General features: G+C 72.7%; 24 protein-coding genes. 16 read left to right on the forward strand and 8 right to left on the reverse strand.

The genetic code is table 11. The annotated features are described in order from the left end of the window. The first annotated feature begins 106 nt into the window (after positions 1-106). The 3 genes from groES (at position 107) to CWOE_RS29190 (ending at position 3,923) form a co-directional block, all read left to right on the forward strand. A complete protein-coding gene (groES, locus tag CWOE_RS29180; protein ID WP_012937263.1) occupies positions 107-400 on the forward strand; it encodes a co-chaperone GroES in 294 nt (97 codons plus the stop codon). Positions 401-440: 40 nt separating this feature from the next. Continuing rightward, positions 441-2,078 carry a chaperonin GroEL gene (gene groL / locus CWOE_RS29185; RefSeq protein WP_012937264.1) on the forward strand — a complete coding sequence of 546 codons (1,638 nt, stop codon included), beginning with the start codon at positions 441-443 and terminating at the stop codon, positions 2,076-2,078. Positions 2,079-2,228: 150 nt separating this feature from the next. Then, on the forward strand, positions 2,229-3,923 hold the full coding sequence (locus CWOE_RS29190) for an RNA-binding domain-containing protein (RefSeq protein WP_012937265.1): 1,695 nt from the start codon (positions 2,229-2,231) through the stop codon (positions 3,921-3,923). Between the two features lie 9 nt (positions 3,924-3,932). On the opposite strand, the gene CWOE_RS29195 is transcribed toward CWOE_RS29190, so the two are convergent. Continuing rightward, entirely contained in the window at positions 3,933-5,018 is a 1,086-nt protein-coding gene (locus CWOE_RS29195) for a citrate synthase 2 (protein ID WP_012937266.1), read from the reverse strand. Between the two features lie 77 nt (positions 5,019-5,095). Between CWOE_RS29195 and CWOE_RS29200 the strand changes: the two genes are divergently transcribed. From CWOE_RS29200 to CWOE_RS29215, 4 genes are all read left to right on the forward strand, one after another. After that, on the forward strand, positions 5,096-6,565 hold the full coding sequence (locus CWOE_RS29200) for an amidase (protein ID WP_236262202.1): 1,470 nt from the start codon (positions 5,096-5,098) through the stop codon (positions 6,563-6,565). A 61-nt stretch (positions 6,566-6,626) separates the two neighbouring features. Further along, positions 6,627-7,616, forward strand: coding sequence for a hypothetical protein (locus CWOE_RS29205; protein WP_012937268.1), 990 nt, complete (start codon positions 6,627-6,629; stop codon positions 7,614-7,616). Then, positions 7,604-8,377: an SHOCT domain-containing protein gene (locus CWOE_RS29210; protein ID WP_148261219.1), complete on the forward strand. Its 774-nt coding sequence runs from the start codon at positions 7,604-7,606 to the stop codon at positions 8,375-8,377. Before CWOE_RS29205 ends, CWOE_RS29210 begins: the two co-directional genes overlap by 13 nt. A 93-nt stretch (positions 8,378-8,470) precedes the next feature. After that, positions 8,471-8,734 carry a 4Fe-4S dicluster domain-containing protein gene (locus CWOE_RS29215; protein ID WP_012937270.1) on the forward strand — a complete coding sequence of 88 codons (264 nt, stop codon included), beginning with the start codon at positions 8,471-8,473 and terminating at the stop codon, positions 8,732-8,734. Positions 8,735-8,876: 142 nt separating this feature from the next. On the opposite strand, the gene CWOE_RS29220 is transcribed toward CWOE_RS29215, so the two are convergent. The 5 genes from CWOE_RS29220 to CWOE_RS29240 form a co-directional block, all read right to left on the reverse strand. Next, positions 8,877-10,052, reverse strand: coding sequence for an Mrp/NBP35 family ATP-binding protein (locus CWOE_RS29220; RefSeq protein WP_012937271.1), 1,176 nt, complete (start codon positions 10,050-10,052; stop codon positions 8,877-8,879). Positions 10,053-10,070: 18 nt separating this feature from the next. Continuing rightward, entirely contained in the window at positions 10,071-10,913 is an 843-nt protein-coding gene (locus CWOE_RS29225; protein WP_012937272.1) for an arginase family protein, read from the reverse strand. A 114-nt stretch (positions 10,914-11,027) separates the two neighbouring features. After that, positions 11,028-11,747, reverse strand: a complete 720-nt coding sequence (locus tag CWOE_RS29230; protein ID WP_012937273.1) for a hypothetical protein — start codon at positions 11,745-11,747, stop codon at positions 11,028-11,030. Positions 11,748-11,848: 101 nt separating this feature from the next. Next, on the reverse strand, positions 11,849-12,904 hold the full coding sequence (locus CWOE_RS29235; RefSeq protein ID WP_012937274.1) for a zinc-dependent metalloprotease: 1,056 nt from the start codon (positions 12,902-12,904) through the stop codon (positions 11,849-11,851). Positions 12,905-12,952: 48 nt separating this feature from the next. After that, positions 12,953-13,807, reverse strand: coding sequence for an inositol monophosphatase family protein (locus CWOE_RS29240; RefSeq protein ID WP_012937275.1), 855 nt, complete (start codon positions 13,805-13,807; stop codon positions 12,953-12,955). A 20-nt stretch (positions 13,808-13,827) separates the two neighbouring features. Here CWOE_RS29240 and CWOE_RS29245 point away from each other — a divergent pair, with 20 nt between their 5' ends. Together CWOE_RS29245 and CWOE_RS29250 are read left to right on the forward strand one after the other, a co-directional pair. Next, complete coding sequence (locus tag CWOE_RS29245) at positions 13,828-16,998, forward strand: ATP-dependent helicase (RefSeq protein WP_148261221.1); 3,171 nt, start codon at positions 13,828-13,830, stop codon at positions 16,996-16,998. Positions 16,999-17,070: 72 nt separating this feature from the next. Further along, a complete protein-coding gene (locus tag CWOE_RS29250) occupies positions 17,071-18,081 on the forward strand; it encodes a hypothetical protein (protein ID WP_012937277.1) in 1,011 nt (336 codons plus the stop codon). Between the two features lie 39 nt (positions 18,082-18,120). On the opposite strand, the gene CWOE_RS29255 is transcribed toward CWOE_RS29250, so the two are convergent. Next, the gene (locus CWOE_RS29255) at positions 18,121-18,996 is read right to left on the reverse strand and encodes a PAC2 family protein (RefSeq protein ID WP_041734035.1); all 876 of its coding nucleotides are present in this window, start codon (positions 18,994-18,996) and stop codon (positions 18,121-18,123) included. Between the two features lie 27 nt (positions 18,997-19,023). Here CWOE_RS29255 and CWOE_RS29260 point away from each other — a divergent pair, with 27 nt between their 5' ends. After that, entirely contained in the window at positions 19,024-19,911 is an 888-nt protein-coding gene (locus CWOE_RS29260) for a 3'-5' exoribonuclease YhaM family protein (protein WP_012937279.1), read from the forward strand. Here the strand turns inward: CWOE_RS29260 and CWOE_RS29265 are convergent, their stop codons facing one another. Then, positions 19,912-20,481, reverse strand: a complete 570-nt coding sequence (locus CWOE_RS29265) for a pentapeptide repeat-containing protein (RefSeq protein WP_012937280.1) — start codon at positions 20,479-20,481, stop codon at positions 19,912-19,914. It lies immediately after the preceding gene. A gap of 51 nt (positions 20,482-20,532) precedes the next feature. On the opposite strand from CWOE_RS29265, the gene CWOE_RS29270 reads away from it, so the two are divergent. The 6 genes from CWOE_RS29270 (at position 20,533) to CWOE_RS29295 (ending at position 26,243) form a co-directional block, all read left to right on the forward strand. Further along, a complete protein-coding gene (locus CWOE_RS29270) occupies positions 20,533-22,314 on the forward strand; it encodes a potassium/proton antiporter (protein ID WP_012937281.1) in 1,782 nt (593 codons plus the stop codon). Between the two features lie 118 nt (positions 22,315-22,432). Then, complete coding sequence (locus tag CWOE_RS29275) at positions 22,433-22,906, forward strand: winged helix-turn-helix transcriptional regulator (protein ID WP_012937282.1); 474 nt, start codon at positions 22,433-22,435, stop codon at positions 22,904-22,906. 126 nt (positions 22,907-23,032) lie between these two features. Further along, positions 23,033-23,677, forward strand: a complete 645-nt coding sequence (locus CWOE_RS29280; RefSeq protein ID WP_012937283.1) for a CAP domain-containing protein — start codon at positions 23,033-23,035, stop codon at positions 23,675-23,677. A gap of 74 nt (positions 23,678-23,751) precedes the next feature. Then, a complete protein-coding gene (otsB, locus tag CWOE_RS29285; RefSeq protein WP_012937284.1) occupies positions 23,752-24,591 on the forward strand; it encodes a trehalose-phosphatase in 840 nt (279 codons plus the stop codon). Between the two features lie 18 nt (positions 24,592-24,609). Next, the gene (locus tag CWOE_RS29290) at positions 24,610-25,167 is read left to right on the forward strand and encodes a hypothetical protein (RefSeq protein ID WP_012937285.1); all 558 of its coding nucleotides are present in this window, start codon (positions 24,610-24,612) and stop codon (positions 25,165-25,167) included. After that, complete coding sequence (locus tag CWOE_RS29295) at positions 25,164-26,243, forward strand: glycosyltransferase family protein (RefSeq protein WP_012937286.1); 1,080 nt, start codon at positions 25,164-25,166, stop codon at positions 26,241-26,243. Before CWOE_RS29290 ends, CWOE_RS29295 begins: the two co-directional genes overlap by 4 nt. Positions 26,244-26,250 lie beyond the last annotated feature (7 nt).

Below are 26,250 nucleotides of genomic sequence, written 5' to 3' on the forward strand. Positions count from 1 at the left end.
CTTCCCATTCCATCCGGCAGTGGCTATAGTGGATGCCCGTTGGCACTCTCGTGCAGGGAGTGCCAAGCATTCACCGCACTCCCCATCCACTCGGAGGTTGCATCACATGACGCTCAAGCCCCTCGGCGATCGGCTGATCGTGCGGGCTGTCGAGGAGGAGGAGACCACCGCCAGCGGTCTCGTGCTTCCCGACACGGCCAAGGAGAAGCCCCAGAAGGGCAAGGTCATCGCCGTCGGTGACGGCAAGTGGGACGAGGACGGGGAGAAGCGCATCCCGCTCGACGTGAGCGAGGGCGACGAGGTCCTCTACAGCAAGTACGGCGGCACCGAGATCAAGGTCGACGGCGAGGACCTGCTGGTCCTGCGCGAGTCGGACGTGCTCGCCAAGGTCACGTCGTAAGCGCCGTCCCGCTTTCCACCCTCAGGAGAACGAACCACACATGGCTCACAAGGAACTGAAGTACGACGCGGACGCGCGCAAGGCCCTCGAGGCCGGCGTCGACGCCGTCGCCAACGCCGTCAAGGTGACGCTCGGCCCGAAGGGCCGCTACGTCGTCCTCGACAAGAAGTTCGGTGCTCCCACGATCACGAACGACGGCGTCACCATCGCCCGTGAGATCGAGGTCGAGGACGTCTTCCAGAACCAGGGCGCGCAGCTCGTCCGCGAGGTCGCCACCGCGACCAACGACATCGCCGGCGACGGTACGACCACCGCCACGGTGCTCGCGCAGGCGATCGTCCGCACGGGTCTGAAGAACGTCGCCGCCGGTGCCAACCCGCTTGGTCTCAAGCGCGGCATCGAGACGGCCGTCGAGCAGGTCGTCGCCGCCATCGGCAAGCTCTCGAAGGAGATCTCCGGTAAGGAGCAGATCGCTCGCGTCGCGGCGCTCTCCGCCGGCGACGAGGAGATCGGCGCGGTCATCGCCGACGCGATCGAGAAGGTCGGCAAGGACGGCGTCGTGAACGTCGAGGAGGGCCAGACGTTCGGCATGGACCTCGAGTTCACCGAGGGCATGCAGTTCGACAAGGGCTACATCTCGCCCTACATGGTCACCGACCAGGACCGCATGGAGGCCGTGCTCGAGGATCCGTACATCCTCATCGCGAACTCCAAGATCGGCTCCGTCCGCGACATCCTGCCGGTCCTCGAGGCCGTCATCCAGTCCGGCAAGCCGCTCCTGATCATCGCCGAGGACGTCGAGGGCGAGGCGCTCGCGACGCTCGTCGTCAACAAGCTCCGCGGCACCTTCACCGGCGTCGCTGTCAAGGCTCCGGGCTTCGGCGACCGCCGCAAGCGGATGCTCGAGGACATCGGCATCCTCTCCGGCGGCGAGGTCATCACCGAGGACCTCGGCCTCAAGCTCGAGAACACGCAGATCTCGCAGCTCGGCCGTGCGCGCCGTGTCGTCGTCGCGAAGGACAACACGACGATCATCGACGGTGCCGGCGACGGCGACGCGATCAAGGGCCGGATCAAGCAGATCAAGTCCGAGATCGAGACGACGGACAGCGATTTCGATCGCGAGAAGCTCCAGGAGCGCCTCGCCAAGCTCTCCGGCGGCGTTGCCGTCGTGAAGGTCGGCGCGGCCACCGAGACGGAGATGAAGGAGAAGAAGCACCGCGTCGAGGACGCGCTGCAGGCCACGCGCGCCGCGCTCGAGGAGGGCATCGTGCCCGGCGGCGGCGTCGCGCTGCTGCAGTCGGCCGACGCGATCGACCTCGACGCGATCATCGACGAGGACGAGAAGACGGGCGCGAGAATCATCCTGCGCTCGCTCGAGGAGCCGCTCCGTCAGATCTCGCACAACGCGGGTCTCGAGGGCTCGGTCGTCGTCAACGACGTCCGCAAGGCGAAGAAGGGCTTCGGCCTCAACGCCGCGACGGGCGAGATCGTCGACCTCGTCGCCGCGGGCGTGCTCGACCCGGCGATGGTGACGCGCTCCGCGCTCCAGAACGCCGCGTCGATCGCCAAGAACATCCTCACGACCGAGGCGATCGTCGCCGAGGTGCCGGAGAAGGACGGCGGCGGTGCCGGCGGCGGCATGCCCGACATGGGCGGCATGGGCGGCATGATGTAAGGAGGGCTCTGCCCTCGGAGCTCGTCCAGCTCCACCTGCTTCACCGAAGGGCCCGGCATCCGCCGGGCCCTTCGTCGTCTCGGACGAGTTTCAGAAATAGTTTTGGAACGTGCTGAGAGATAGAATCGTCAAAAACTAATTCTGAAACCTTTGCCCGACCACCTCTTCTCTCCCGACGCACTGGCGGCGCTGACGCAGATCGCGGCCGGCGCGCGGGCGTGTGACCTTGAATCCGAGACGCTGGATTTCAAGCAGGATGCGGGCAGCGACGGAGAGACGATCCGCGTCCTGCTTGACGCCGCCATCTGCTTCGCGAACCTCAAAGGCGGCTCGATCGTGGTCGGCGTCGCAGACGACGTGCCTGGCCCCGACGCCTTCCTCGGTACTGACATCTCGATCGAGCTCATACGGCAACGGATCTACGAACGCACACAGCCGGCGATGGTCGTGAGCGCGATCGAGCACGAGCACACGGGCAAGCGGCTCGTCATCGTGAACGTAGCCGAGGGCATGGAGATGGCCTCGGACACGAAAGGTCGTTCCTCACGCCGCCACGGATCCGCCTGCCTGCCGCTCAGCATCAGTCAGGCGGCCACCCTCAACGACGACCGGCGACGATTCGACTGGTCTGCCGAACCCAGCGACCTGACATTGGCTGACGTGTCCGAGACCGCGCTGGACGAGGCTCGCACTCGCCTCCGTCGCTACGACGATGAGCGTCGGCGCCTCGCCGAGGCGCCGACTCGCGATCTGCTGGGCGACCTCGGCCTCGTCCGTGACGGCCGCCTCACGCGTGCGGCGGAGGTGCTGTGCTGCGCCCGCGAGGCGCATCCGCCGTTCACCTACGTATTCCGAGAATCCGCGGGCGGCGAGGTCCGAAGCCAGTACCGCGAATCCGTCCCCGGCCTGATCGCATACCGAGACGTGTTGAGCCGGATCGTCGCGAGCACTTCGCCGACGCCAGTAGTGCTGCGCGACGGACAGCAGCTCGAGTTGCACGACTTCCCCCTCGTCGCCATCCGAGAGGCGCTCGGCAACGCCCTCCTCCATCGCGACTATCGCCAGCCGGAAGCGATCTACGTCGACCATTCGCCGCACGTTCTCTCGTTCGTGTCGCCAGGACCGCTCGTCGTGGGGGTCACACCCTCAAACATCCTCCACGTCTCCAGCAAGCCCCGCAATGCTCTCCTTGCCGGTGTCGCACGCACGCTCGGCCTCGCTGAGGAGCTGAGTCGCGGGATTGACCGCATGTACCGCGAGATGATCAAGCTCGGCAAGCGTCCTCCTGAGATCACAGACGAGGCGCCGTTCCGCGTACGCGTCGATCTGACCGGCGGCGCCCCGAATCAGATCGTCGCCAGGTTCACCGCTACGCTGCCGCATCACGTGCAGGACGACGTGGACACGATGCTCGTCCTCTTCACGCTGATGAATCGTCAGCAGATCACCGTACGCGAGCTGGCGCCCACGCTCCAGCGTGGGAACGCCGCAACCGAGGCGGTGCTCGAACGGCTCTCCGAGCCGGACATCGACGTGGTCACGCCGGTCAATCGCTCAGGCCAAGCCCGCTGGCAGCTCAGCTCACGCGTCTTGGCTGAGCTTCGCCCTGCGCTCGCCTATCGGACGATGAACGCTGACCAAATCGACCGCAAGATCGTCGAGTTCGTGCGCAAGAACGCCACGATCGACAACAAGACGCTTCAGATCTTCTTCGACCTCGACGTCAACGGCGCCGCCTATCGACTGCGCACGCTCGTCCAATCCGGAGTCCTCCAGAAGCTCGGCGAGCAGCGCCGAGGTCCCGGCATCCAGTACGGACCGGGCCCCGCGTTCCCGAAGCGCTGACCGCGACCCTCAGACCTCGCCGCGCGAGCGCGGAGCGGGCCCGACGTACTTGGCGGTCGGGCGGATCAGGCGGCCCTCACGCTTCTGCTCGAGGATGTGCGCCGACCAGCCGGCGGTGCGCGCGCAGGTGAACAGCGGCGTGAACAGCTCCGGCGGGACCTCGGCGTAGTCGAGCACGACCGCCGACCAGAACTCGACGTTGGTCGCCAGCACGCGGTCGGGCTTGCGCGCTCGCAGCTCCGCCAGCGCCGCCGACTCGAGCGCCTCGGCGACCTCCGCGCGGCGTGAGCCGAGCTGCATCGCCGTGCGCCGCAGCACGCGGGCGCGCGGATCCTCGGCGCGGTAGACGCGGTGGCCGAAGCCCATCAGCCGCTCGCCGCGGTCGAGCGCGTCCTTGACCCACTTCTCTGCGTCACCCAAGGCCTCGACCTCGTCGAGCATCGTCAGCACGCGCGAGGGTGCACCGCCGTGCAGCGGGCCCGACAGCGCGCCGACGGCCCCCGACAGCGCCGCGGCGGCGTCAGCGCCGGTCGAGGTGATCACGCGCGCGGTGAAGGTGGAGGCGTTCATGCCGTGCTCGGCGGCGGAGATCCAGTACGCGTCGATCGCCTTCGCGTGGTCGGGGTTCGCCTCGCCGCGCCAGCGCGTGAGGAACCGCTCCGGGATCGATCTCGCCCCGTCGATGACGCGCTGGGAGACCGGCGGGCGGCCGATCCCGCGAGCCGACTGCGCGACGAACGAGAGCGCCATCACCGACGCACGCGCGAGCTGGTCGCGCGCCTCCTCGTCGCTGACGTCCAGCAGCTGCCCGAAGCCCCACGCGGGCGCCAGCATCGCCAGCGCCGACTGCACGTCGACACGCGGATCGCCGGTGCGGATCGAGAGCGCATGCGGCTCGGCCGGCGGCAGGCCCGGCTGGAACGTGCCGTCGACGAGCAGGCCCCACACCTGCTCGAACGGGACCACGCCGACCAGCTCCTCGATGTCGACGCCGCGGTAGCGGAGTGCGCCGCCCGCCTTGTCAGGTTCGGCGATCTCGGTGGCGAAGGCGACGACGCCTTCGAGGCCGGACTGCACGTCGGACGTTGCGGACATCGAGTCTCCGTTCGCATCGGGGGCCTGGCGGGACGGGCGGGACCGATGCGTCACGTTACCGATCCGAGCCCGTAGGCTTGGCACGTCTGCCAGCCGCCGACGCCGAGGAGCCTGCCGTGCACGACCTGATGTTCCGCCCCGTGAGCGAGCTCGCCGCGCTCGTGCGCTCCGGCGAGCTGTCCGCGCGCGAGCTGGTGTCGGCGTCGCTGGAGCGGATCGACGCGCTCGACGGCCAGATCAACGCGTTCACGCACGTCGGCGCCGACGGCGCGCTCGCCGCGGCCGACGCGATCGGCGCCGACGACCCGCGGCCGTTCGCCGGCGTGCCGATCGCGATCAAGGACAACCGGCCGGTCGAGGGGATGCCGCTCACGATGGGGGCGAACGCGTTCGGCGACCTCGTGCCGCCGTTCGAGATGGCGTTCGTGCGCCGCCTGCGCGCCGCCGGCTTCGTGATCGTCGGCAAGACGGCGCTGCCGGAGTATGGGATCCAGCCGACGACCGAGTCGGTCCGCAACGGCCCGACGCGCAACCCGTGGGACCTCTCGCGCACGGCGGGCGGCTCCTCCGGCGGCGCCGCCGCGGCGGTCGCGGCCGGGATGGTCCCGATCGCGCACGGCAACGACGGCGGCGGCTCGATCCGCATCCCGGCGGCCTGCTGCGGGCTCGTCGGGCTCAAGCCCGCGCGCGGGCGGATCTCGCTCGCCCCGGTCGAGGGCGAGTCGTTCCTCGTCACCGACGGCGTGCTGACGCGCACCGTCGCCGAGAGCGCCGCACTGCTCGACCTGCTCGCCGGGCCGGAGGCGGGCGACACGTCGTGGGCGCCACCGCCGTCGGAGCCGTTCGCGCAGACGGCGGCGCGCACGCCCGGGAGGCTTCGGATCGGCTTCACGCTGCGGCCGCCGCTGACCGAGACGGCGATCGACCCGATCGCCGCGCAGGCCGTCTTCGACACGGTCGAGCTGCTGCGCGAGCTGGGCCACGAGGTCGAGGAGATCGACCCGCCGTGGGCGATCCCGGGCATGCTCGAGCTGTTCTCCGCGGCGTTCGGCCCGGCGGTCGGCTCGGCGATCGTGATCGCCGGCACGATCGCCGGCCGCGAGCTGACCGCGGACGACATGGAACCGCTCAGCTGGATGCTGTGGGAACGCTCGCGCAAGCTCGACGCGCCGCACTACCTCGCCGCGATCGGCCAGCTGCAGGCGCTCGCGCGCACGCTCGTGACCGCGACCGCCGCCTGCGACGCCGTGCTGACGCCGTCGCTCGCGCAGCGGCCGGTGCCGATCGGCGCGCTCAGCGGCGCGACCGACGACCCTGTCGGGACCTTCCGCCGCGGCGGCGAGTTCACGCCGTTCACCGCGATCGCGAACGTCACCGGGCAGCCCGCGATCTCTGTGCCGATCTCGCACGGCGACGACGGTCTGCCGGTCGGCGTCCACTTCTTCGGCCGTCCCGCACAGGAAGGTCCGTTGCTCGCCCTCGCCGCGCAGCTGGAGGCAGCGCGGCCGTGGGCCGGCCGGCGGCCGGAGCTGGTCGCGGCGAGCTGAGCGGGCGCGGGCGGCGCGGGCCGCGCGGCCCGGCGCCGCGCGGCATGGTTGAATCGCGCCCGTGTTCGGGCGCAGACGCGATGACGAGGATCCCTTCGCCGCGTTGCGCGACCAGGCGCCCGGCGCGACGACCCACGTCGGCGCGCCGCGGCCCGACCCGGCCTCGCTCGGCCATCCGGACGGCGGGAACGGCGGAACCGGCGGCGACCCGGAGCGGCGACGGCCGCGCAGCCGGCGCGTCAGCGACCGCTTCCTGATCCTGTTGACCGTCCTGCTCGCGCTCGGCGGCGCCGGTGCGCTCGTGTGGATGTCCGAGCGCGACGCAAACGAGCGCGGCGTCGGGGACGAGCGGGCAGGCGGCGGGGCGAGCGGACGGAGCGGAAGCGGGAGCGAGCGCGGCGGCGCGGGCGACAGCGACGAGACGCGCGGGGACGGCCGCGGCTCCAACCGCGCCGACTTCGTCCAGCCGGTCTGGATGGGCGACGCGATCGAGCGTGTCCAGAGCCAGCTGAAGCGCGGCGAGCGGATCGGGCTGTTGCGCGTCGCGCGGGACCGCGTCAACGCCTACACGGTGCTGCGCGACGGCAGACAGCGGCTGATCAGCGTCGACGACGAGCTCGAGGTCGACACGACGAGTGCCGGCTTCGCCGGCTCCCGCAGAGGCGTCCCGCTCGCGGCGATCGACCCGCAGGCGCCGTCGCGGGCCGTCCGCGGCGCGGCGCGCAAGGGCCGCTTCTCGCCGCGCAAACTCGACTACCTCGTGTTGGTCGCGCCGATCATCTCCGGCATGGAGACCAGTTGGTCGCTGTTCTTCACCGACGTCGCGCAGCGCAACCGCCAGTGGACGGCCGGCCGCTCCGGCGCGCCGGTCCTCCGGCTGGGCGAGCGGCCGCCCAGCGGCACGACGACGAGCAGCAACAGCACCTCGTCGCTGACGATCACGCGCAACGGCCGGACGATCAAGCTCGACGGCGCGGAGGCGCAGCGGATCTCCGCGTGCGTGCGACGCGCGGGCACCGACGCCGCGAAGATCCAGCGGTGCCTGCCGTGAGGTACTGGACCTTCTCGCTGCTCGGCGTCGCGATCTGCTCCGCAGCGGTGGCGGTCGTCGCCTGGTGCACGTACGCGGCGACGCGGATCAGCCTCTGCACCCCCGCCGACGACTCGCTCGCGTGCCGCATCGACGGCGGCCAGCTCGGGATCGCGATCGCCTGCGGGCTGCTCGTCGCGATCCCGATCGGCTCCGGGCTGTTCGCGCACCGCACGTCGCCGCCGAGCCGCCCGCTCGGCGGGATCGCGCTGAGCCTCGCGCTGACCGCCTCCGGCGGCGCCGCGCTCGCCTCCGCGCTCGGCACCGGAGCGTCAGGCGACGCGTCCGAAGCGATCGGCTTCGGCGTCGCGGCGCCGCTGCTGTCGTTCGGGCTGATCCTGCTGCTGATCGCGCTCGCCGCGGGGGTGAACGGCAGCGCGACGCGTGCGCGGTTCGAAGCGGCAAAGGCGCAGGCGGAAGCGAAGGCGCAGGCGAAACCCGCTGCGGCGGGTGGCGCCCATGCGAGAAGCGCGCATGCGGACGGCGCGCATGCGCGCCACGGCGACGGCGGTCCGGCGAACGACGGCACGCCGCTCGATCTGAGACTCGCCGGCATCGGCACGCTCGCGGCGCAGCTCGCGACCGTCGCGGCGGCGAGAGCGTGGACCGAGAGCGACGCGGTCGCCGCGAGCCTGCGCCAACTCGACGCGCTGCGCGCGTCGGGACTGCTGACCGCGGAGGAGCACGCGGAGCGGCGGCGAAAGATCCTCGACTCGATCTAGCGGGGGTCGCGGCAGCCTGCACCGAATCGCCGGTGCGGTCGTAGAATGCAGTGGCCCCATGCTTCAACCAACGCTGCAAAGAGGAAACCGCTCATGGCCTACGTGATCGCAGAGCCTTGCATCGGCGCGAAGGACAACTCCTGCGTCGAGGTCTGCCCGGTCGACTGCATCCACCCGACGCCCGACGAGCCCGACTACGACAGAGTCGAGATGCTCTACATCGACCCGGAGGAGTGCATCGACTGCGACGCGTGCGTCGAGGCGTGCCCGGTCGACGCGTGCTTCGCCGAGGACCAGCTGCCCGACGAGTGGTCGAAGTACGCCGAGATCAACGCGAACTACTACGCAGGCAAGTAGGACGAGTCCAGCCGTCGTCTCGCCGCGCCTGGCGGCAGCCATCTCGGCTTACGGGCTGGCGCCCGCGCGCCTCACCGGCTTGGCCAGGCACGACGATCCTTCCGGCTGATCCTCGCCCTACGGCGTGGGTGGCGAGGCGCCGTCAGGCCATCGGAAGCGACATGCCGGCCGGTCTCGGCGGGATCACGTCGAGGCTGGGCGGCGCCGGCGCGGCAGGGGCGGTCTGCATCACCGGCAGCGCGACGGGCGTCTGCGCGATCAGGCCGCGCGCCGTCTGACGGATCGCCTGGGCGGCGGGGTCGTCGGGGTTCGCGGCGACCAGCGGCGTGCCAGCGTCGGCCTGCTCGCGCAGCGGCATCGTGAGCGGCACGGTGCCGAGCAGCGGGACGCCGAGCTCGTCGGCGAGCAGCTGACCGCCGCCCTCGCCGAAGATCGCGAAGCGCTCGCCACCGGGGGTGACGAAGCCGGACATGTTCTCGACGACGCCGGCGATCTCGAGTCTGACCTTGGCGGCCATCTCAGCCGAGCGGCGCGCGACCTTCTGCGCGACCGGCTGCGGCGTCGTGACGAGCAGGAATCTCGCGTCCGGGAGCAGCTGCGCGAGCGTCATGCCGACGTCACCGGTGCCGGGCGGGAGGTCGACGAGCAGGTAGTCCAGCTCACCCCAGTCGACGTCCTCGAGGAACTGCTGGAGCGCCTTGTGCAGCATCGGGCCGCGCCAGACGACGGCGGCGTCCTCCTCGATGAAGAAGCCGATCGACATCACCTTGATGCCGTCCTGCGCCTCCGGCGGCACGATTCTGCGCTGCTCGTTGACCTTCGGGCGCTGGGCGCCGAGGCCGAACATGCGCGGCTGCGAGTAGCCCCACACGTCCGCGTCGAGCACGCCGACCTTCTTGCCCTCGGCCGACAGCGCGGCGGCGAGGTTGGCGGTCACCGACGACTTGCCGACGCCGCCCTTGCCGGAACCGACGCAGATCACGTTGGCGACCTGCGCGAGCGCGCCGGACGGCAGCGGGCCGCCGCGGCCGAGCTTGCGCTGCAGGTTGCCCTTCTCGTCATCGGACAGGACGTCGAAGCTGACGTTGACGCTGACGACGCCGTCGAGCGCCTTGACGGCGTTCGCGACGCCCGTCTGGAAGTGGCTGCGGATCGGACAGCCGGGAGTCGTCAGCGAGACCATCACGTCGACGACGCCGTTCTCGTGGACATCGATCGAACGGACCATTTCGAGCTCCACGATGTCCTTGCGCAGCTCTGGGTCGATGACGGCGCGAAGCGCCTCGCGGATCTCGTCTTGGTTCGGCATGACGTCCATTGTGGCAGGCGCAAACGGTCAGTTCGGCGACCGGCCCGCGAGCGTCTCGATCGCGTCGCCGAGCAGCGCGCCGACGCGGGCGCGCGTCGGCTCGTCGTCGGCGCTGTGGAACGCCGTCAGCTCGAATCCGACGACGGGCGCGTGGGCGCGCACCGCCCGCAGCAGCCCGAGCAGCGCCTCCGCGCCGAGCCCGCCCGGACGGCCGTAGTCGATCGGGTTGACGGAGGGGTCGAGCACGTCGGGGTCGAGGTGGACGTAGAGCGGACCGTCGCCGAGCGCGGCGAGCACGTCCGCGACCGGCGCCGTCGCCGGCAGCATCGCCCCCAGCTCGGCGCGTCCCTGCTCCTGGCCGGCGTAGTCGAAGTCGCCCTCGGGCGCGCGGGCGCCGACGTGCACGACCTGACGCGGGTCGATCGTGCCGAGGCCGGTCTCCCACGCGCCGCAGGCGCCGCCGAGGCTCATGCAGCCGAGGAAGTCGACCGTCTCGGTCTCCGGCGTGTCGTAGTCGGCGTGGGCGTCGAGCCACAGCACGCGCAGACCCTCGACCTCACGGGCGACCGCCGGCAGCGTGCCGATCGCCAGCGAGCAGTCCGACGCGATCGTCACCGGCACCGCGCCGGCGCGAACCGCATCCGCCGCGCGAGCGCCGGCCGCACGCAGGACCGCCTCCGACGCCGGCAGGTCCTCGCGCCACGGCGTCCGCCCGAACGGCGCCCGGCGGCCTTCGATCGCCGTGGGCTCCTGACCGAGCCGGGACGCGAGCTCGGCGGCGAGCAGGTCGACGCCGCGCAGGTCGCGGGAGGTCTCCTCGGAGATGCGAGCGCGGACGGCGGTGAGGGAGAGCGGAGCGAGGTCGGACATGCCGACACGGATATCAGGCGCCGCCGCTCGCCCGCAGAACGACCGAAGGGGCGCCCGGTGTGGGGCGCCCCGTCGGTTGAGGGAGGAGAGGGTGCTACCTGTCGCGAGAGCTGCTCAGACGACCTTCGCGATGCGGTCCTGAGCGTCCTCAACGAGCCTTCTGCCCGCGTTCACGCCGTTCTGAACCACATTCTCGAATCGGTTGCGGACCGGCTCGACGCGCTCGCGCACGGGCGCGACCCGGCTCTGCAGCGTCTCGACCGGGACGCCGAGCGCTCTGCGCGCCTCGGCGCGCTGCCGCTCGAAGCCGCGGCGGGCGTCTCTCGCCTGCCGCTCGGCGCGGACGCGGCCGTGGCGCACCTCGCGCTCGATCCGCGTGCGCGTCTTGCGCACCTCGCGCTCCAGCTCGGTGCGAGCCTTGCCGCCGCGGCGCTCGTAGCGCTTGAGCTGTCTGTCGAGCGCTCTGCGCGAGGTCGTCGTCGAGACCAGCGAGTCGACGGCGCCGGTGACGCGGTCGCGCGCTTCCAGCGCGACGCCGAGCGGGATCAGCACGACGCGCTCGGCGAGCTGCTGCGCCTGCGCGATCGGCGTGACGGCGACCGGCTCGCGGGTCGTGCCGACGGTCGTGCGCGGTCTCGTCGTCGTGCTGCGGGTCGTTCTGCGCGCTCTCGGTGCTCTGCGGGCTCTGGCCGCTCTGCGCGCTCTCGCGGCTCTGGCTCTCGCCCTGGAGGCTCTCGCGGCGGGTCTCGCAGCAGCGGCGGAAGCGGTGCTCGACGCGGCAGGAGCCGGCGTCGCGGGGGTGGTCGGTCTGGCGGTCGTGTCGTTCGAGGCCATCGAGGAAGGTGCTCCTTGTCAGCTGAGAGGATGCGGACGAACACCTGTTTGTAACCCGGCGGCCCGGGGGCGTTACACCAGCGCGCGGTGCGAACAGCCGTTCAGGCCGTCAGCGCGGGCGGAACGTCCGTTCGCCTCAGCCACGCGTGCGGATTCTCGATCTCGGCAAGCGTCGGCATCGACTCGGGGCCGCGCCAGACGCGGTTGAGCGCCTCGATCCCGCCGGCGCGCACGACGACGTCGCAGAAGACCTTCCCCTGCTGGTACTGGCGCATCTTCATCTCCATGCCGAGCAGCCGCATCATCAGGCGCGCCGGCGCCTTCTGCGAGCGGCGGCGCTGGTCGAGCGCGGCGCGCAGTCTCGGCAGCGACGGCAGCAGCGGCGTGCCGACGGCGTCCATCACGTGCTCGGCGTAGCCCTCGATAACGGCCATCGTCGCCTGCATCGTGTCGATCGTCGCCTTCTCGCCGGGGCTTGCGACGAGCGTGACGATGTCACCGCTGCGCACGACCGCGACGAGCTTCTTGACGTCGTCGGTGCGCGGCAGCCGCAGCGCCCGTCTCGCGTCGATCTTCAGCTGCGCGCCGTCGATCAGCTCGCGGACCATTCCCGCCATGTGTCTCTGCAGCCACGGGACGCCGGCGAACTGGACGGCGTGCGTGACCTCGTGCAGCGCGACCCAGTGGAGGAACTCGCGCTCGTCGGCTCTGAACGCTCTGACCGCGCCGCCGAGGTTCGGCACGACGTAGAGCAGCCGCGGCGGCCGGTCGTCCGGCGTCGTGTCGAGCAGCACCAGCTCGTACTGGCCGAGGACGCGCTGGGAGAGGAAGCCGAGCAGGACGCCGACCTCGGCGGTCATGATCACGCCGGCGGCGAGCTGCATCCCCTGTCTCGCGGGCTTCGCGACGTTTCTGCCGACCTTCTCCAGCGCGGGGTCGAGCATCGCGCTCATCGACGCGACGTTCGCGCGGATCCACTCCTGGCGCTGCACGCCTTCGGCCTCCGGGAGCGCCGAGAGCGGCTCCAGGCCGGTGTAGGCGATGACGCGCTCCGCGCTGTCGCGCGTCAGCTCCCCGAGGTCGGCCCTCGGAGGCGGTGCGTCGGACTGACCGGCGACGAAGCCGGCCAGCCGCTGGGCGAGCGGCCAGTCGATCATCAGACCCCCATCATGGCAGTGCTTCGCACCTGGCCGCTGGGGGAACCGTCAGCTGACGACGCTCGCGAGCGCCCGCAGCGTCTCCGGCGAGCGGGCGCAGACGATCGGCGAGTGCGGCTCGACGTCGAGCGGCGCGGCGAGCGGATCGCCGCCCGCGATCGCGGGGAAGGCGACGCAGCCGCCGGCCTCGCGCACGATCAGCTGCGCGGCGGCCGCGTCGACGGCGCGGCAGCGGCGCAGTGACGCCATCCCGTCCAGGCGCGCGGCGGCGACCTGGCAGATCGTCAGCGCCATCGCGCCCATCACGCGCAGCCGCTCGGTCTGCCGCTGCAGGCCGTCGATCGTCGCGGGCGTCAGGTTGAGCGGGTCGGCCTGCTCGATCCCCAGCAGCTCCAGCCGCCCGCTGCGCCCGCGCCGCTCCGGCAGAGCGGGATCGAGCAGGACGCCGTCGAGCCGGGCGCCGCCGCCGTCCGTCGCGGACCACTCCTCGCCGGTGCCGAAGTCGAACACGTAGCCGAAGCGGACGTCGGCCATCGTCGGGCCGTCGGCGACGGCGATCGAGAGCGCGCACGTCGGCATCAGCCGCTTCGCGTTGAGCGAGCCGTCGATCGGGTCGATCACGACGCGCACCGCCGCGTCGCCGTAGTCAGCGACGCCGCGCTCCTCCGAGACGGCGGTGAAGCGGTGGCCGGCGGCGTGGAGCGCGTCGAGCTGCGCGAAGACCGCGTCCTCCGCCGCCTGGTCGATCACGAGCGTGCGATCGCCACCCTCCCCGCGCACGCCCGTCTCGAGCGCGCGCTCGCGCGTGGCGGGCGCGGCGCGCAGGATCTCGCGCAGGTCGCCGACCGCGGCGCGGCAGGCACCGAGCCAGTCCGCGTCGAGCGCGGTTTCGGAGGAACGCATCGGCGGCATATCCTCCCAGGGTGTCCTCGACCATGCTGGATGGCCTCTCATCCGCGCAGCGCGCGGCCGTCACGCATCGCGGCGGTCCGCTGCTGATCGTCGGCGGCGCCGGCAGCGGCAAGACGCGGACGCTCGTGGCGCGGCTCGCGTGGCTGGTCGAGCAGGGCGAGGCGCCGGAGTCGCTGCTGGCGCTCGCGCTCTCCGAGCGCGCGGCCGACGCGCTGCGCCGCCACGTCGAGGACACCGTCGAGGGACCGTACGAGGAGCTGGCGGTGATGACCGTCCACGGCTTCTGCGCGCGGCTGCTGCGCGAGGAGGCACTGGAGGGCGGGATAGACCCGTTCGCGGTCGCGGTCGGCCGCGCCGACCGGCTCGCGATGCTGCTGGAGCGGATCGACGAGCTGACGATCCGTCGTCACGACTTCCGCGGCAACCCGGCCGCGCTGGTCGCGAGCTTCGTGCGCCGGATCGACCGGCTCAAGGACGAGCTGATCGGGCCGGAGGAGTACGCCGCGTGGGCGGAGTCGCTGGGCGCGGACGGCGACGACGCGAGCGACGCCGAGCGGGCGCGCGGCGCGCGGGAGCGCGAGTTCGCCGAGGTCTACCGCGCGCACGACCGGATGCTCGCCGAGCAGGGCGCGCTCGACAGCGGCGACCTCGTGATCGGCGCGCTGAGGCTGCTGCGCGACCACCCGCACGTGCGGGCGCGCGTCGCCGCCCGCTACCGCCACCTGCTCGTCGACGACGTGCAGGAGCCGAACTTCGCGCACGGGCTGCTGCTGCGGCTGCTCGCCTCCGAGCACGGCAACCTGACGGCGGCCGGTGACGACGACCAGGCGATCCAGCGCTTCCGCGCCGCCGCGACGAAGAACCTGCGCGACTTCCAGGCCGAGCTGCCGGACGCGACCGTCGTCCAGCTGGAGCACTCGTTCCGCTGCCCGCAGCGCGTGCTCGACGCCGCCAACGCCGTCGTCGCGCCGCTGGAGGACCGGATCGAGAAGCGGCTCGACGGCCCGCTCGGCGGCGAGGTCGCGTTCTGGCGCTCCGCGAACGAGCGCGCGCAGGCGCAGAGCGTCGCCGCCGACGTCGAGCGGTTGATCGGGCGCGAGGGCGTCCCGCCGGAGCGGATCGCCGTGCTCGTGCGCTCGATCGCGCGCGAGGGGCAGGCCGTCGCCGTCGCGCTGGAGGAGCGCGCGGTCGGCCACCGGCTGATCGGCGAGGCGGCGTTCTTCCAGCGCGCCGAGGTGCGCGACCTGCTGGCGTGGCTGCGGCTGCTGATCGACCCGGCCGACGCGCCCGCGGTCGTGCGCGCGCTGGCGCGTCCGCCGATCGAGCTGCGCTCGGTCGACCTCGCGCGCTGCACGCAGATCGCCCGCCGCCGCAAGCTCGACATGGTCGGCGCGCTGGGGGCGGCACTGGAATCGCCCCAGATCCCGCCGGAGGCGCGCGACCGCATCCGCATGTTCCTCGGCCTCTACAGATCGGCCGTCGGCGCGATCGACACGATGCGACCGGACCTGTTCGTCCACCGCCTGATCGAGCGACTCGGGCTGCGCCGCCAGCAGCTCTTCACCGCGCAGGCGGAGGTCGTCGAGCGGCTGCGCGGGCTGGCGCGCTTCGGCGAGCTGGCGACCGCATTCACGCAGCGCCAGCCACAGGCGACGCCGCGCGAGTTCGCGCGCTCGATCGCGGCCGCAGCGGAGGCCGGCCTGCGCGAGGAGGAGGAGCCGCCGCCCGCGACGACGCGCGGCGTTCAGGTGATGTCGATGCACGCGGCGCAGGGGCTCGAGTTCGACCACGTCTTCGTGCTCGGGCTGCACGCGGCGGGGCTGCCGGGCGCGCACACGCGCACGCTGGAGCCGATCGCGCCGGCGCTGATGAAGGAGACGCTGCCCGAGGACGACCACGAGGCGCACGTCGCCGAGATGCGGCGCCTGCTGCACGTCGCGATGACGCGCTCGCGCCAGCGGCTCGTGCTCGTCCACCCGCAGGCGAGCGACCGCGGCGCCGCGCAACCGCCGTCGCCGTTCGCCGAGGAGGCGCGCGCCGCGGTCGGCGGCGTCTGGGAGGAGCGCGCGGAGGAGCTGTTCGGCCCGGCCGAGTCGCTGCACTCGACCTACCGGATCCTGCGTGACGAGCTGCTGGAGACGATCAAGCGGACCGGCTCGCGGATCGGCGAGCTGCGCTTCGACACCGACCTCGACGTCTCGCACGCGATCGTGCGCTACCTGGAGGTCGTCAAGCTGGCGGCGCTGATCGAGCGCTCCGACGACCAGTCGGTGAAGGACGCGCTCGCGGAGGTCAACGCACGGCTGGCGTCGGCGATCACCTCCGAGCAGCGCGACATCCTCGCCACTTCACCGCTGGACGAGTACCTGCTCGACGCCGACCGCGACGACAGAACCCGCGCCGCCGCGATCGCCGCGCGCGAGGAGCCGTCGCTCGAACCGTTCCTGCCGCGCCGCGGCGACGGCGTCATGCTGAGCGCGTCCGACATCGACACGTACCGCACGTGTCCGCTGAAGTACAAGTTCGCGCGCGTCTTCCGGATCCCACAGGAGCCGACGCTCAACCAGCGCTTCGGCATCCTCGTCCACCAGGTGCTGGAGCGCTTCCACTCCGATCCGTCGCGTCCGAGCCAGTCGCTCGACGAGATGCTCGGCCTGCTGGAGTTCGGCTGGCGCCGCGGCGGCTTCGGCGGCACCGAGCAGGAGATCCAGCTGCGCGGGAAGGCGACGGCGGCGCTGACGCGCTACTTCGAGCGCTTCCAGGAGGAGCCGTCGCAGCCGGTCGCGTTCGAGAGATCGTTCTCGTTCAGACTCGGCCCGCACCTGCTGCGCGGCCGTGTCGACCGCGTCGACAAGCTGCCCGAGGGCGGCTTCGAGCTGATCGACTACAAGACCGGGCCGCCGAAGTCGCGCGCGCAGCTGGAGCAGGACGTGCAGCTGTCGCTGTACGCCGTCGCGGCGCGCGAGGCGTGGCAGTTCGAGTCCGCCCGCGGCGCCTACTACTACGTGCTCGACGACGCGAAGGTGCCGGTCGAGCGCTGCGCCGAGGACCGCGACTGGATCGAGGAGATCGCGATGGAGGTCGCGGAGGGGATCCTCTCGCAGGGCTTCGAGCCGACCCCCTCCTACGCCGCCTGCGCGATCTGCGACTACCGCCTCGTCTGCCCGGCGGCGGAGCGGTAGCGCGCATGCCCTGGCGCCAGCCGGGGCAGGTGTTGCGGTAGCAGCCGCAGCCCCGAGGTCCCGGAGGAGCCGATGCGCACGACACGTCCCGTCCAGCTCGTCGCAGCCGCCGCCGTGCTCGCCGGCGCCGCTGGAGGCGCCGCCGCGCCCGCCGGCGACGCGACCGTCACCGTCGCCGGCGATGACGGCAGACCGATCGCGATCAATCCGGCGGCGCCGCCCGCGATCCGCAACCTGCGCCCCGCCGTCGGCGTTACGGCCGACCCGGCGACGCGCTTCTCGGTCGTCGTGACCGACCCGGCCGGCAAGCCGGCCGCCGGGCCGATCGCCTGCCAGGACGCCGCGCAGCCGGCGGCGCTGCAGGTGCCGTTCCGCGGCAACGGCGCCTATGCGATCGCGGTGACGGCGTTCGCTCCGACCGACGCGAACTGCGCGGCGCCGGTCGGGCCGGCCGTCACCTACCCGTTCACGATCGCCGGCAAGGTCGTGCTCGGGAGCGTCGGGCGCTTCCAGCTGCGCGACGCCGGCAAGCCGGAGCGCAAGCCGCTGTCGCTGCCGGTCGACGCCGACCCCGGCTCGCAGACGCGCGAGATCCGCTTCGCGCCGAACGGCAGACTCAGACGCGACGGCTCGCTGCGCGGCAGATCGGCGCAGGCCCCGTTCGCGAACGGGGCGGCGTCGCTGCGGTTCCCCGGCCCGGGGAACTACACCGTCGTCGGTCGCGACGGAGCAGACGGCCACGACACACCGTGGAGCGATCCGCTCAGAATCCGCGTCGTCGCGCCGTTCGACCTCGGCGTCGTGCGCTTCACTGACAAGACCGGCCCGGACTTCCGCCTCTTCGCGCAGATCGGCGAGGGCGGCACCGCAAGCGGGGTCGTCAGCGTCGCGATCGCGCGCGGCAACGGTCCCTTCCGCCCGCTCGGCCGCGCCCGCATCGACGGCCGCGGCGCGTTCGGCGCGAAGTTCAGAGCGAGAACGGCCGGCCTCTACCGGCTGCGCTTCAGCTACCGCGGCAACGGCCTCGTGACGCCGGGCGTGTTCGTCAAGCGGCTGCGCGTGGGGACCGCGATCGTCGGCTGAGCCCGCCCGCCGCGGCGGCTGAGCGCCGCCCGGCCGCGCTCAGCGGCCGTCGGAGCCGCGCTGCCTGAGGAACTTCATGAAGTCGCTGGCGAGCCGGTCGCCCGTCGGCAGCTCGGTCGGGTCGAGCGGCTCGTCCTCCTCGTCGGCCGCTCTCTCCAGCCGCTCGACGAACGCCTGCACGTCGGGGTCGCTCTGGACCGCGAGGTTGACCTGGCGCTCGTAGTCGCTCGCCGCCGACTCGAGGTCCGAAGCATCGACCGAGACGCCGACGAGCCCCTCCAGCTTGCGCACGAGCGCGAGCGCGGCCTTCGGGTTCGGCGCCGAGGCGATGTAGTGCGGGACCGACGCCCACAGGCTCGCGGACGGCAGCGCCGCTCTCTGGCACGCCGCCTGCAGCACGCCGACGATGCCGGTCGGCCCCTCGTAGGAGGACGGCGTCATCTGCAGCCGCTCGACGAGCGCGGGATCGGAGGCGAGGCCGGTGATCCCGATCGGACGCGAGTGCGCCACGTCGGCGAGCAGCGCGCCGAGCGAGACGACCATCTGCACCCCGAGCGCCTCGGCAAGATCGAGCACGAGCTGGCAGAAGGTCCGCCAGCGCATCGACGGCTCGCTGCCCGTCAGCAGGATCAGGTCGCGCGGCGCGCGCGGCACGCGCGCCTCGTAGATCTCGACCTCGGGCCACTCGATCTCGCGCGTCACGCCCTCGACGAGCTTGACCTGCGGTCGCGTCGCCTGGAAGTCGAAGAACTCCTCGGGGTCGATGGTCGCGAAGCGCGTCGCGCCGAGCGAGGTGCCGATGAACTGGAGCGCGGTCGTGGCGGCGTCGCCGGCGTCGTTCCAGCCCTTGAACGCACAGACGAGCGCCGGGGCGCGGAGCCCGTCCGGTCGGCGTTCCCATTGCAATGGCTGCATCGGTTCAAAGTAGTACATGATGGGCCTGTGACCGCTCTCGTCACCGTCAGCGCGCTGCGCCCGGCCCAAGAGATCGACGCCGTCTTCGCCTGCACGCGCAAGGACCGGCTGCTGAGCCGTGCCGGCACGCCCTACCTCGCGCTGGAGCTGCGCGATCGCACCGGCGCGGTGCAGGCGCGCGCGTTCAGAGACGCCGACGTGCTCGCCGGCCGCTTCGAGCGCGGCGACCTGGTGCGCGTCGCGGGGCGCGTCGAGCGCTTCCGCGACGAGCTGCAGGTGGAGGTGCGGACGATCGCGAGAGCGAACGCCGCCGACGTCGACCCTGCCGCCTTCCTCCCGAGCGCCTACCGCGACCTCGACGAGCTGGATGGATTCCTCGAGCACCTCGCCGGCGAGGTCTACGAGCCGGGCTACAGAGCGCTGCTCGCCGACCTGCTCGGCGACGCCGAGCTGCGCGCCGCGTGGCGGCGCGCGCCGTGCACGCGCAACGGCCACCACGCCTACCTCGGCGGCCTGCTGGAGCACACCGTCGCGGTCGGCACGCTCGCGCAGGAGACGTGCCTGCTGCACGTCAAGCTCGACTCCGATCTGATGATCGCCGCGGCGCTCGTGCACGACCTCGGCAAGACGCGCGAGTTCACCTACGGCGCCGAGTTCGGCGTCAGCGAGGAGGGCCGGCTGCTCGGCCACGTGCAGCTCGGCGCGCGGCTGCTCGAGCAGCGCGCGGCGCGGATCCCGCAGCTGTCGCAGGAGCGGCTGCTGGCGCTGCTGCATTGCGTCCTCTGCCACCACGGGCCCGACGCCGCGCCCGGCCGCCGTTTCGGCTCCGCCGAGGCGCTCGCGCTCGCGCGCGTCAACTCGCTCGACGCGACCGTCAAGAACGCGCTGGAGCACGGGCTCAACCCGCACGGCTGATCAGCGGCGCAAGCCCTCGCCCTCTTCGTCCTCCTCGATGATGCCGACGCCGAGCACCGCCGCGAACGCCGCCGCCTGACCGACGACGTCGGGCCACGGCATCGAGACGCCGCGCAGCCGCTCGGCGCCGATCAGCCCGTCGAGCGTGCAGTCGCGCATCTGCGAGCGGCGGAAGGTCGCGTGGCCGAGGTCGGCGCCGCTGAGGTCGCAGCGGTCGAACACGACCGAGCTGAGCTGAGCCTCGACGAGGTCGAGCTCCTGCAGCTGGCAGTCGCGGAAGACGACGCGCTCGAATCTCGTCATGCGGAAGGCGGCGAGGTCGACGCGGCTGCCCTCGATCACGACGTCGCGGAGCGTCGACTCGGCGAGCTGGATGCCGGTCATGCGACAGCCCTTCAGCCGCACCCGCTGCACCAGCACGCGACGACCGCGGCGGTTGGCGAGATTGGCATGCTCGAGCACGACGTCCTGGAGCCCGTCGGCTTCCAGCGCGGCGTCGTCGAGCAGGTTCGGGTCGACCTCGGCGTGGGGTTGTCTCGGTGCACGGGGAGGAGCTGGAGTCGGAGCCATGCGCCGAGAGGCTAAAGGCATCCGGTCCGTGAGCTTGAAAGGGTTCCGGGCATGGAGGACGGCCACCTCATCCTGATCGCGGGTGCGCTGCTCGCTGCCGGCATCGCCGCCTCCCTGCTCGCCGGGCGCCTGCGCCTCCCGAGCCTCGTGCTGTTCCTCGGCGTCGGCATGGCCGTCGGCACCGACGGGCTCGGCTGGGTCGACTTCGCCGACTACGAGCTGGCGCGCGACATCGGCATCGTCGCGCTCGCGCTGATCCTCTTCGAGGGCGGCCTGACGGCCGGCTTCGGCGAGATCCGCCCGGTGCTGAAGAACGTCGTCAGCCTCGCGCTGTTCGGCACGTTGATCACCGCCGGCATCTGCGGCCTGGTCGCGACGTGGCTGTTCGACTTCTCGCTGCTGGAGGGCCTGCTGCTCGGCGCGATCATCTCCTCGACCGACGGCGCGGCGATCTTCGCGCTGCTGCGCGGCTCGTCCCTGAAGAAGAAGCTCGGCCGCACGCTGGAGGGCGAGGCCGGCATGAACGACCCGATCGCGGTGCTGCTCGTCGTCGGCTTCATCGACTGGATCGAGAAGCCCGACTACGGCCTGGTCGACATGGCGGGGCTGTTCGTGACCGAGGTCGGGATCGGCGCGGTCGTCGGCGTCGTCGTCGGCGTCGGCGCGGCGAGACTGTTCCAGCGCTTTCAGCTGGCGACGCCCGGCCTCTACCCCGTCGCCTCGATCGCGACCGCCGCGCTCGCGTTCGGCGCCGCCAGCTCGCTGCACGGCTCCGGCTTCCTCGCCGTCTACCTCGCCGGCCTCGCGCTCGGCAGCGCCCACATCCCCGGCAAGCAGACGATCACGACCTTCCACCAGGGGATGGCGTGGATCGCGCAGCTGACGATGTTCCTCGCGCTCGGCCTGCTCGTCTTCCCCAGCCACTTCGGCGAGGTCTGGCTCGAAGGCACGATCCTCGCGCTCGCGCTCTGCTTCATCGCGCGGCCGGTCGCGGCGTTCGTCGCGAGCGGGCCGGGCTTCGGCGTCGCCGACCGCGTCGTGCTCGGCTGGGCCGGATTGCGCGGGGCGGTGCCGGTCGTGCTGGCGACCTTCCCCGTGATCGCCGGCGTCGAGCACAGCAGCGAGTTCTTCGAGATCGTCTTCTTCGCCGTGCTGCTGTCGACCGTCCTGCAGGGGTCGACGTTCGAGGCGGTCGCCCGGCGGCTCGGCGCGACGACCGCGAGGTCGCCGCTGCTGACGAGCGCGCTGACGGAGACCGGCACGATCCGCCAGCTCGGGGCCGACTCGGTCGAGTACGAGGTCCTGCCCGACGACGCGATCGTCGGGCTGCGAATCCGCGACCTCGAACTGCCGCGCGAGGCGGTCGTCAACGTGATCGTCCGGCGCGGGCAGGCCGTGCCGCCGCGCGGCTCGACGAAGATCGCCGACGGCGACCGCCTGCACGTGCTGATCCGCCGCGAAGCGCTGCCCGTCATGCAGGAGCTGACCGAGCGCTGGCACAGTGGCCCGATCGGGCCGAGACCGCGCCCGCGGCGGATCCCCGAGGGCCACGCGCCGGTCTTCCACGTGCGGCCGTGGGAGGAGAGCTGGGGCAACCCGATGACGGTCACCGAGGTCGCCGGGCGCGAGGTCGTCGAGCGGCTGCGGACGCGGCGCGACGTGCCGGGGTCGCTCGTGCTGCTCGACGACGGCTACTTCGCCGTCACCGGCCCGGTGATGGCGCTCGGCCGCGAGCAGCTGCTGAGCCAATGGGTCCGCCGCCGCGCACGCGCCGCGCGCAGCGACTCCGAGCGCGCCTGGTGGGAGGAAGTGCTCGGCGCGCTCGCGCTCTGAGAGCTTCGCATTGGGTCGGCATCGGAATCCAGCTCCTTGCATTTTGCAACGACTCGGTCGCGCCGGACCGTAGCGCGACTACTTGCGGTTTGCAAGCGATCGGCTACGATCGATCCGCATGCCGTACCGCGCCTTCGACGACCAGAACTGCTCGATCGCCCGCACGCTCGCGATCGTCGGCGAGCGCTGGACGCTGCTCGTGCTGCGCGAGGTGCTGCTCGGCAGCCGCCGCTTCGAGGAGATCAGACGCCGCACCGGCGTCGCCAGCAACATCCTCAGCGACCGCCTCGCGACGCTCGTCGACCACGGCGTGCTGTCCCACGACGGCGACCCGCCCACCTACCGCGTGACGCCGAAGGGCCTCGACCTGCAGCCGGTGCTGCTGGCGCTGATGACGTGGGGCGACCGCTACACCGCCGGCGAGGCAGGGCCGCCGGTCGTGCCCGTGCACGCCGCCTGCGGCCACGACGCGAACGCGCGCCTGCACTGCAGCCACTGCCGCGAGCCGATCGAGCCGCGCGACGTGCGGATCCGGCCCGGCCCGGGCGCGAACGAGCGACAGCGCTCGATGGGCCTGCTGCCGCAAGACTGAGCCTGGCGCGCGGCCGGTCACCGTGAGCAGCGACGCGACGGCTTCCTGCGCTCAAACCGCAGGAAGCCGCTGCAAAGGCGCCCAGTCGTGTGATGCGCCTCCCCGCGCGGGCAGTCCCAATGCGGGGTGAGGGATCACAAGCAACCGCCTGGGGACCGGCGCGGACGGAGACGCGCTCGACCCGCTGCAGCCGCGCTGGCGGCCGCCGTCGCGCTGTGCGTCGCGGCGCTCGCCGGATCGCCGGCAGCCGCGCACGCCGCGAGCGAGCCGACGGCCTGTCCCGCAAGCCACGCGATCCCGTCCGCCGATGCCGGCGGTGCCCGCTCCGAGCACGCTCTGCTGTGCCTGCTCAACCGCGAGCGCGCACGCGCAGGCCTGCGGCAGCTGCAACCGAACCGCTGCCTCGCGCGTGCCGCCGCGGGCCATGCGCGCGACATGGTCGCGCGACGCTACTTCGCCCATCGCTCGCCCGACGGGCGCGACTTCGCCGACCGGATCCTCGCGACCGGCTACGCCCCGCGCGGCGCCCGCTGGACGGTCGGCGAGAACCTCGCCTGGGGCTCCGCGCCGGCCGGCGACCCGGCGTGGGTGATCGACGCGTGGATGGACAGTGCCGGACACCGCGAGAACGTGCTCCGCTCCAGCTTCCGCGACGTCGGCATCGCGGCCGTGCCCGGCGCGCCGGGCGCCGCGGTGAGCGGCTCCGCCCCACGCGCCACGTACGCTGCCGAGTTCGGCGCATACAGCGGCACGCGCGGCCGCTGCGGCTGACCGGCGGCTGACAGCGGCGTTGCAGGCATGACCCCCGGCGGGCGGCCACGATGCCGCATCGCCATACTAGTTCGATGACCCCCGCCAGACCGACGGCGGATGCATCCGACGCGCGGCTCGCCGAGGCGCTGGAGCCGCTGCGCACCGACCCGTCGCGCGCCGCCGTCCTGCTCGACATCGACGGCACGCTTGCGCCGATCGTGCGCTACGCCGACGACGCGCACGTGCCGGAGGCGACGCGCGCGCTGCTGATCGAGATCGCGCGGCGCTACAAGGTCGTCGCGTGCGTCAGCGGCCGGCGTGCCTCCGACGCGCGCCGCATCGTCTCGATCGGGACGATCTCGTACCTCGGCAGCCACGGCACCGAGCTGCTGCGCGCCGGTGGGATCGAGCCGGTGCTCGACCCGGCCGTGCGCGACTGGGGCAGGCGGATCCAGGCGTTCGGGCGGGAGGCGGACAACCCCGAGCTGCGCCGCCTGCGCGTGCGGATCGAGGACAAGGGCTCGATCGTCGCGTTCCACTGGCGCGGCGCGCCCGACGAGGAGGCCGCGCGCGCGGCGATCGACACGATCGCCGGCCGCGCCGAGCAGAGCGGGCTGCGCACGCACTGGGGCCGCAAGGTGCTGGAGGTCCGTCCTCCGGTGCGGATGGACAAGGGCGCCGGAATCCAGAGCTTCCTCGAGGACGCCGACCTCGACGCCGCGATGTACGTCGGCGACGACGTGACCGACCTCGACGCCTTCCGCGGCCTCGGCGAGATGCTCGCCGAGGGCAAGCTGCGCCACGCGCTGCGCGTCTGCGTCAGATCCGAGGAGGGACCGTCGGAGCTGGCCGACGAGGCCGACGTCGTCGTCGACGGGACCGACGGCGTCCGGCACCTGCTCGAGACGCTGCTGCACGACGACGCGCAGTAGGCCAGGAGCAGCCGCGCGATGCGCTTCACGGACTTCCTCAAGGCGACCGTGATGACGTCCGCCGCGGCGGCGACCGTGCTCGCCGCGCTGACCGCGTTCGCCGCCAGCCGCGCTGACGACCCGCTGCTGGTGCCGTTCGCGGCCGGCTGGTGGATCCTCGCCGGCTCGGTCGGCATCGTGCTCGGCAGACGCGCCGAGACGACGCCGCCGATCGCGCGGCTGCTGGCCGACGCGAGATCGACGCAGTCGCTGCCGGAGGTGCGTCCCGGCCGCGTCCTCTTCAACCGGCTGTGGCCGCTGCTCGTCTGCACGATCGCCGCCGGCGCGCTCGCGTTCCTCTACCCGCAGATCGCCGCGATCGCGACCGGCTTCGCGATCATCTGGGCGCTCTCGTGGCGGCGTCAGGACGCAGCCGTCACGGCGATCGAAGGACGCGACGGCGTCCGCTACTACGTCGAGAGCACCTCGCCGCTGAGAGCGATCCGGCTGATCCGCACGCCTGGCTTCCGCTCGAACATGTGGGAGATGGAGGAGGCGGCGCGCAGACCGGCCGCGGCCGGTCCACCCGACGCATGAGCGCCGACGTCCTGATCGTCTCGCTCGGCACGACGGCGGGCTGGCGCAACGCCGACCCGCTGCTCGCCGCCGCGATCGAACACGCGGGCGCGAGCGTCGCGATCGCCGCCGCCGGGCCGGTCCCGCGCGTGCGCACGTTCGCGCTGACCGACCTCGTGCAGGCCCGCGCGACGCGCGCGGCCGCGCTGCGCGGGATCCGCGAGCACGCGCCGCGCGCGCTGATCTACAGCTCGACGACGGCCGCCCTGCTGGCGCCGCGGCCCGGCGCGATCTGGTTCGACTCGCCCGCGCTCGACAACCGCCCCGGCCGCCACGGGCTGTGGCAGCGGCTGGTAGAGCCGCGGCGGATGTGCGCGGCGCCGCTGCTGCTGCCGATGAGCGAGGGCAGCCTCGCGCCGCTGCCGGCGGCGGTCCGCGCCGCGACGCCGGCGGTCCTGCTGCCGGTCCCGGTCGAGCCGTCGGGACCGTCCGGCGACGCGGCGGCCGGACCGTCAGGCAGCTCGGCCGCCGCCGGCACGCGCGACGTCGCCGCGATCGCGTACGCGGCCGACCCGGTCAAGAAGGGCCTCGACCGCATCCTCGCCGCGTGGCGTGCCGCGCGACGCGACGGCGAGCGGCTGCTCGTCGCCGGCCAGGACGGGCCGCTCGGCGACGGCGCGGAGGGCACCGGCCTGCTGGCGCCGGACGAGTACCGCGCGCTGCTGCGGCGGGCGCGCGTGTTCGTCGCGGCGCCGCTGCGCGAGGACCACGGGATCGCGCAACTGGAGGCGCTCGCGGACGGCTGCCGGCTGGTGACGGCACCGGCGCCCGGCGCCTATCCCGCGCTCGCGCTCGCGCGCACGCTCGACCCGCGCTACGTCGGCGACGACCTGGCGGGAGCGCTGCGCGCCGCGCTCGACGACGCCGCTGCCTCCGAAGCGGCGGCCGGTCCGCCGGACACCGCCGCCGCGGGCGCGGCGACGCCCGGCGCGCCCGACGACTACGCCGAGCGCGCCGCGGCGCTGCTCGCCCCCTACCGCCGGGCCTCCTTCGACGCGGCCGTGGCGCAGCGAGTCCTGCCCTTGCTGCTCCGCTGATCCACCA

The organism is Conexibacter woesei DSM 14684 (assembly GCF_000025265.1).
GTDB classification, from domain to species: Bacteria; Actinomycetota; Thermoleophilia; order Solirubrobacterales; family Solirubrobacteraceae; genus Conexibacter; species Conexibacter woesei.

Coding starts and splice junctions, on each gene's coding strand:
- groES (WP_012937263.1), top strand. CDS start 107: ATGACGCTCAAGCCCCTCGGCGATCGGCTGATCGTGCGGGCTGTCGAG.
- CWOE_RS29215 (WP_012937270.1), top strand. CDS start 8,471: ATGGCCTACGTGATCGCAGAGCCTTGCATCGGCGCGAAGGACAACTCC.
- CWOE_RS29265 (WP_012937280.1), bottom strand. CDS start 20,481: ATGGCTCCGACTCCAGCTCCTCCCCGTGCACCGAGACAACCCCACGCC.
- groL (WP_012937264.1), top strand. CDS start 441: ATGGCTCACAAGGAACTGAAGTACGACGCGGACGCGCGCAAGGCCCTC.
- CWOE_RS29230 (WP_012937273.1), bottom strand. CDS start 11,747: ATGGCCTCGAACGACACGACCGCCAGACCGACCACCCCCGCGACGCCG.
- CWOE_RS29225 (WP_012937272.1), bottom strand. CDS start 10,913: ATGTCCGACCTCGCTCCGCTCTCCCTCACCGCCGTCCGCGCTCGCATC.
- CWOE_RS29235 (WP_012937274.1), bottom strand. CDS start 12,904: ATGATCGACTGGCCGCTCGCCCAGCGGCTGGCCGGCTTCGTCGCCGGT.
- otsB (WP_012937284.1), top strand. CDS start 23,752: ATGACCCCCGCCAGACCGACGGCGGATGCATCCGACGCGCGGCTCGCC.
- CWOE_RS29250 (WP_012937277.1), top strand. CDS start 17,071: ATGCGCACGACACGTCCCGTCCAGCTCGTCGCAGCCGCCGCCGTGCTC.
- CWOE_RS29290 (WP_012937285.1), top strand. CDS start 24,610: ATGCGCTTCACGGACTTCCTCAAGGCGACCGTGATGACGTCCGCCGCG.
- CWOE_RS29195 (WP_012937266.1), bottom strand. CDS start 5,018: ATGTCCGCAACGTCCGACGTGCAGTCCGGCCTCGAAGGCGTCGTCGCC.
- CWOE_RS29270 (WP_012937281.1), top strand. CDS start 20,533: ATGGAGGACGGCCACCTCATCCTGATCGCGGGTGCGCTGCTCGCTGCC.
- CWOE_RS29275 (WP_012937282.1), top strand. CDS start 22,433: ATGCCGTACCGCGCCTTCGACGACCAGAACTGCTCGATCGCCCGCACG.
- CWOE_RS29295 (WP_012937286.1), top strand. CDS start 25,164: ATGAGCGCCGACGTCCTGATCGTCTCGCTCGGCACGACGGCGGGCTGG.
- CWOE_RS29255 (WP_041734035.1), bottom strand. CDS start 18,996: ATGCAGCCATTGCAATGGGAACGCCGACCGGACGGGCTCCGCGCCCCG.
- CWOE_RS29220 (WP_012937271.1), bottom strand. CDS start 10,052: ATGGACGTCATGCCGAACCAAGACGAGATCCGCGAGGCGCTTCGCGCC.
- CWOE_RS29240 (WP_012937275.1), bottom strand. CDS start 13,807: ATGCGTTCCTCCGAAACCGCGCTCGACGCGGACTGGCTCGGTGCCTGC.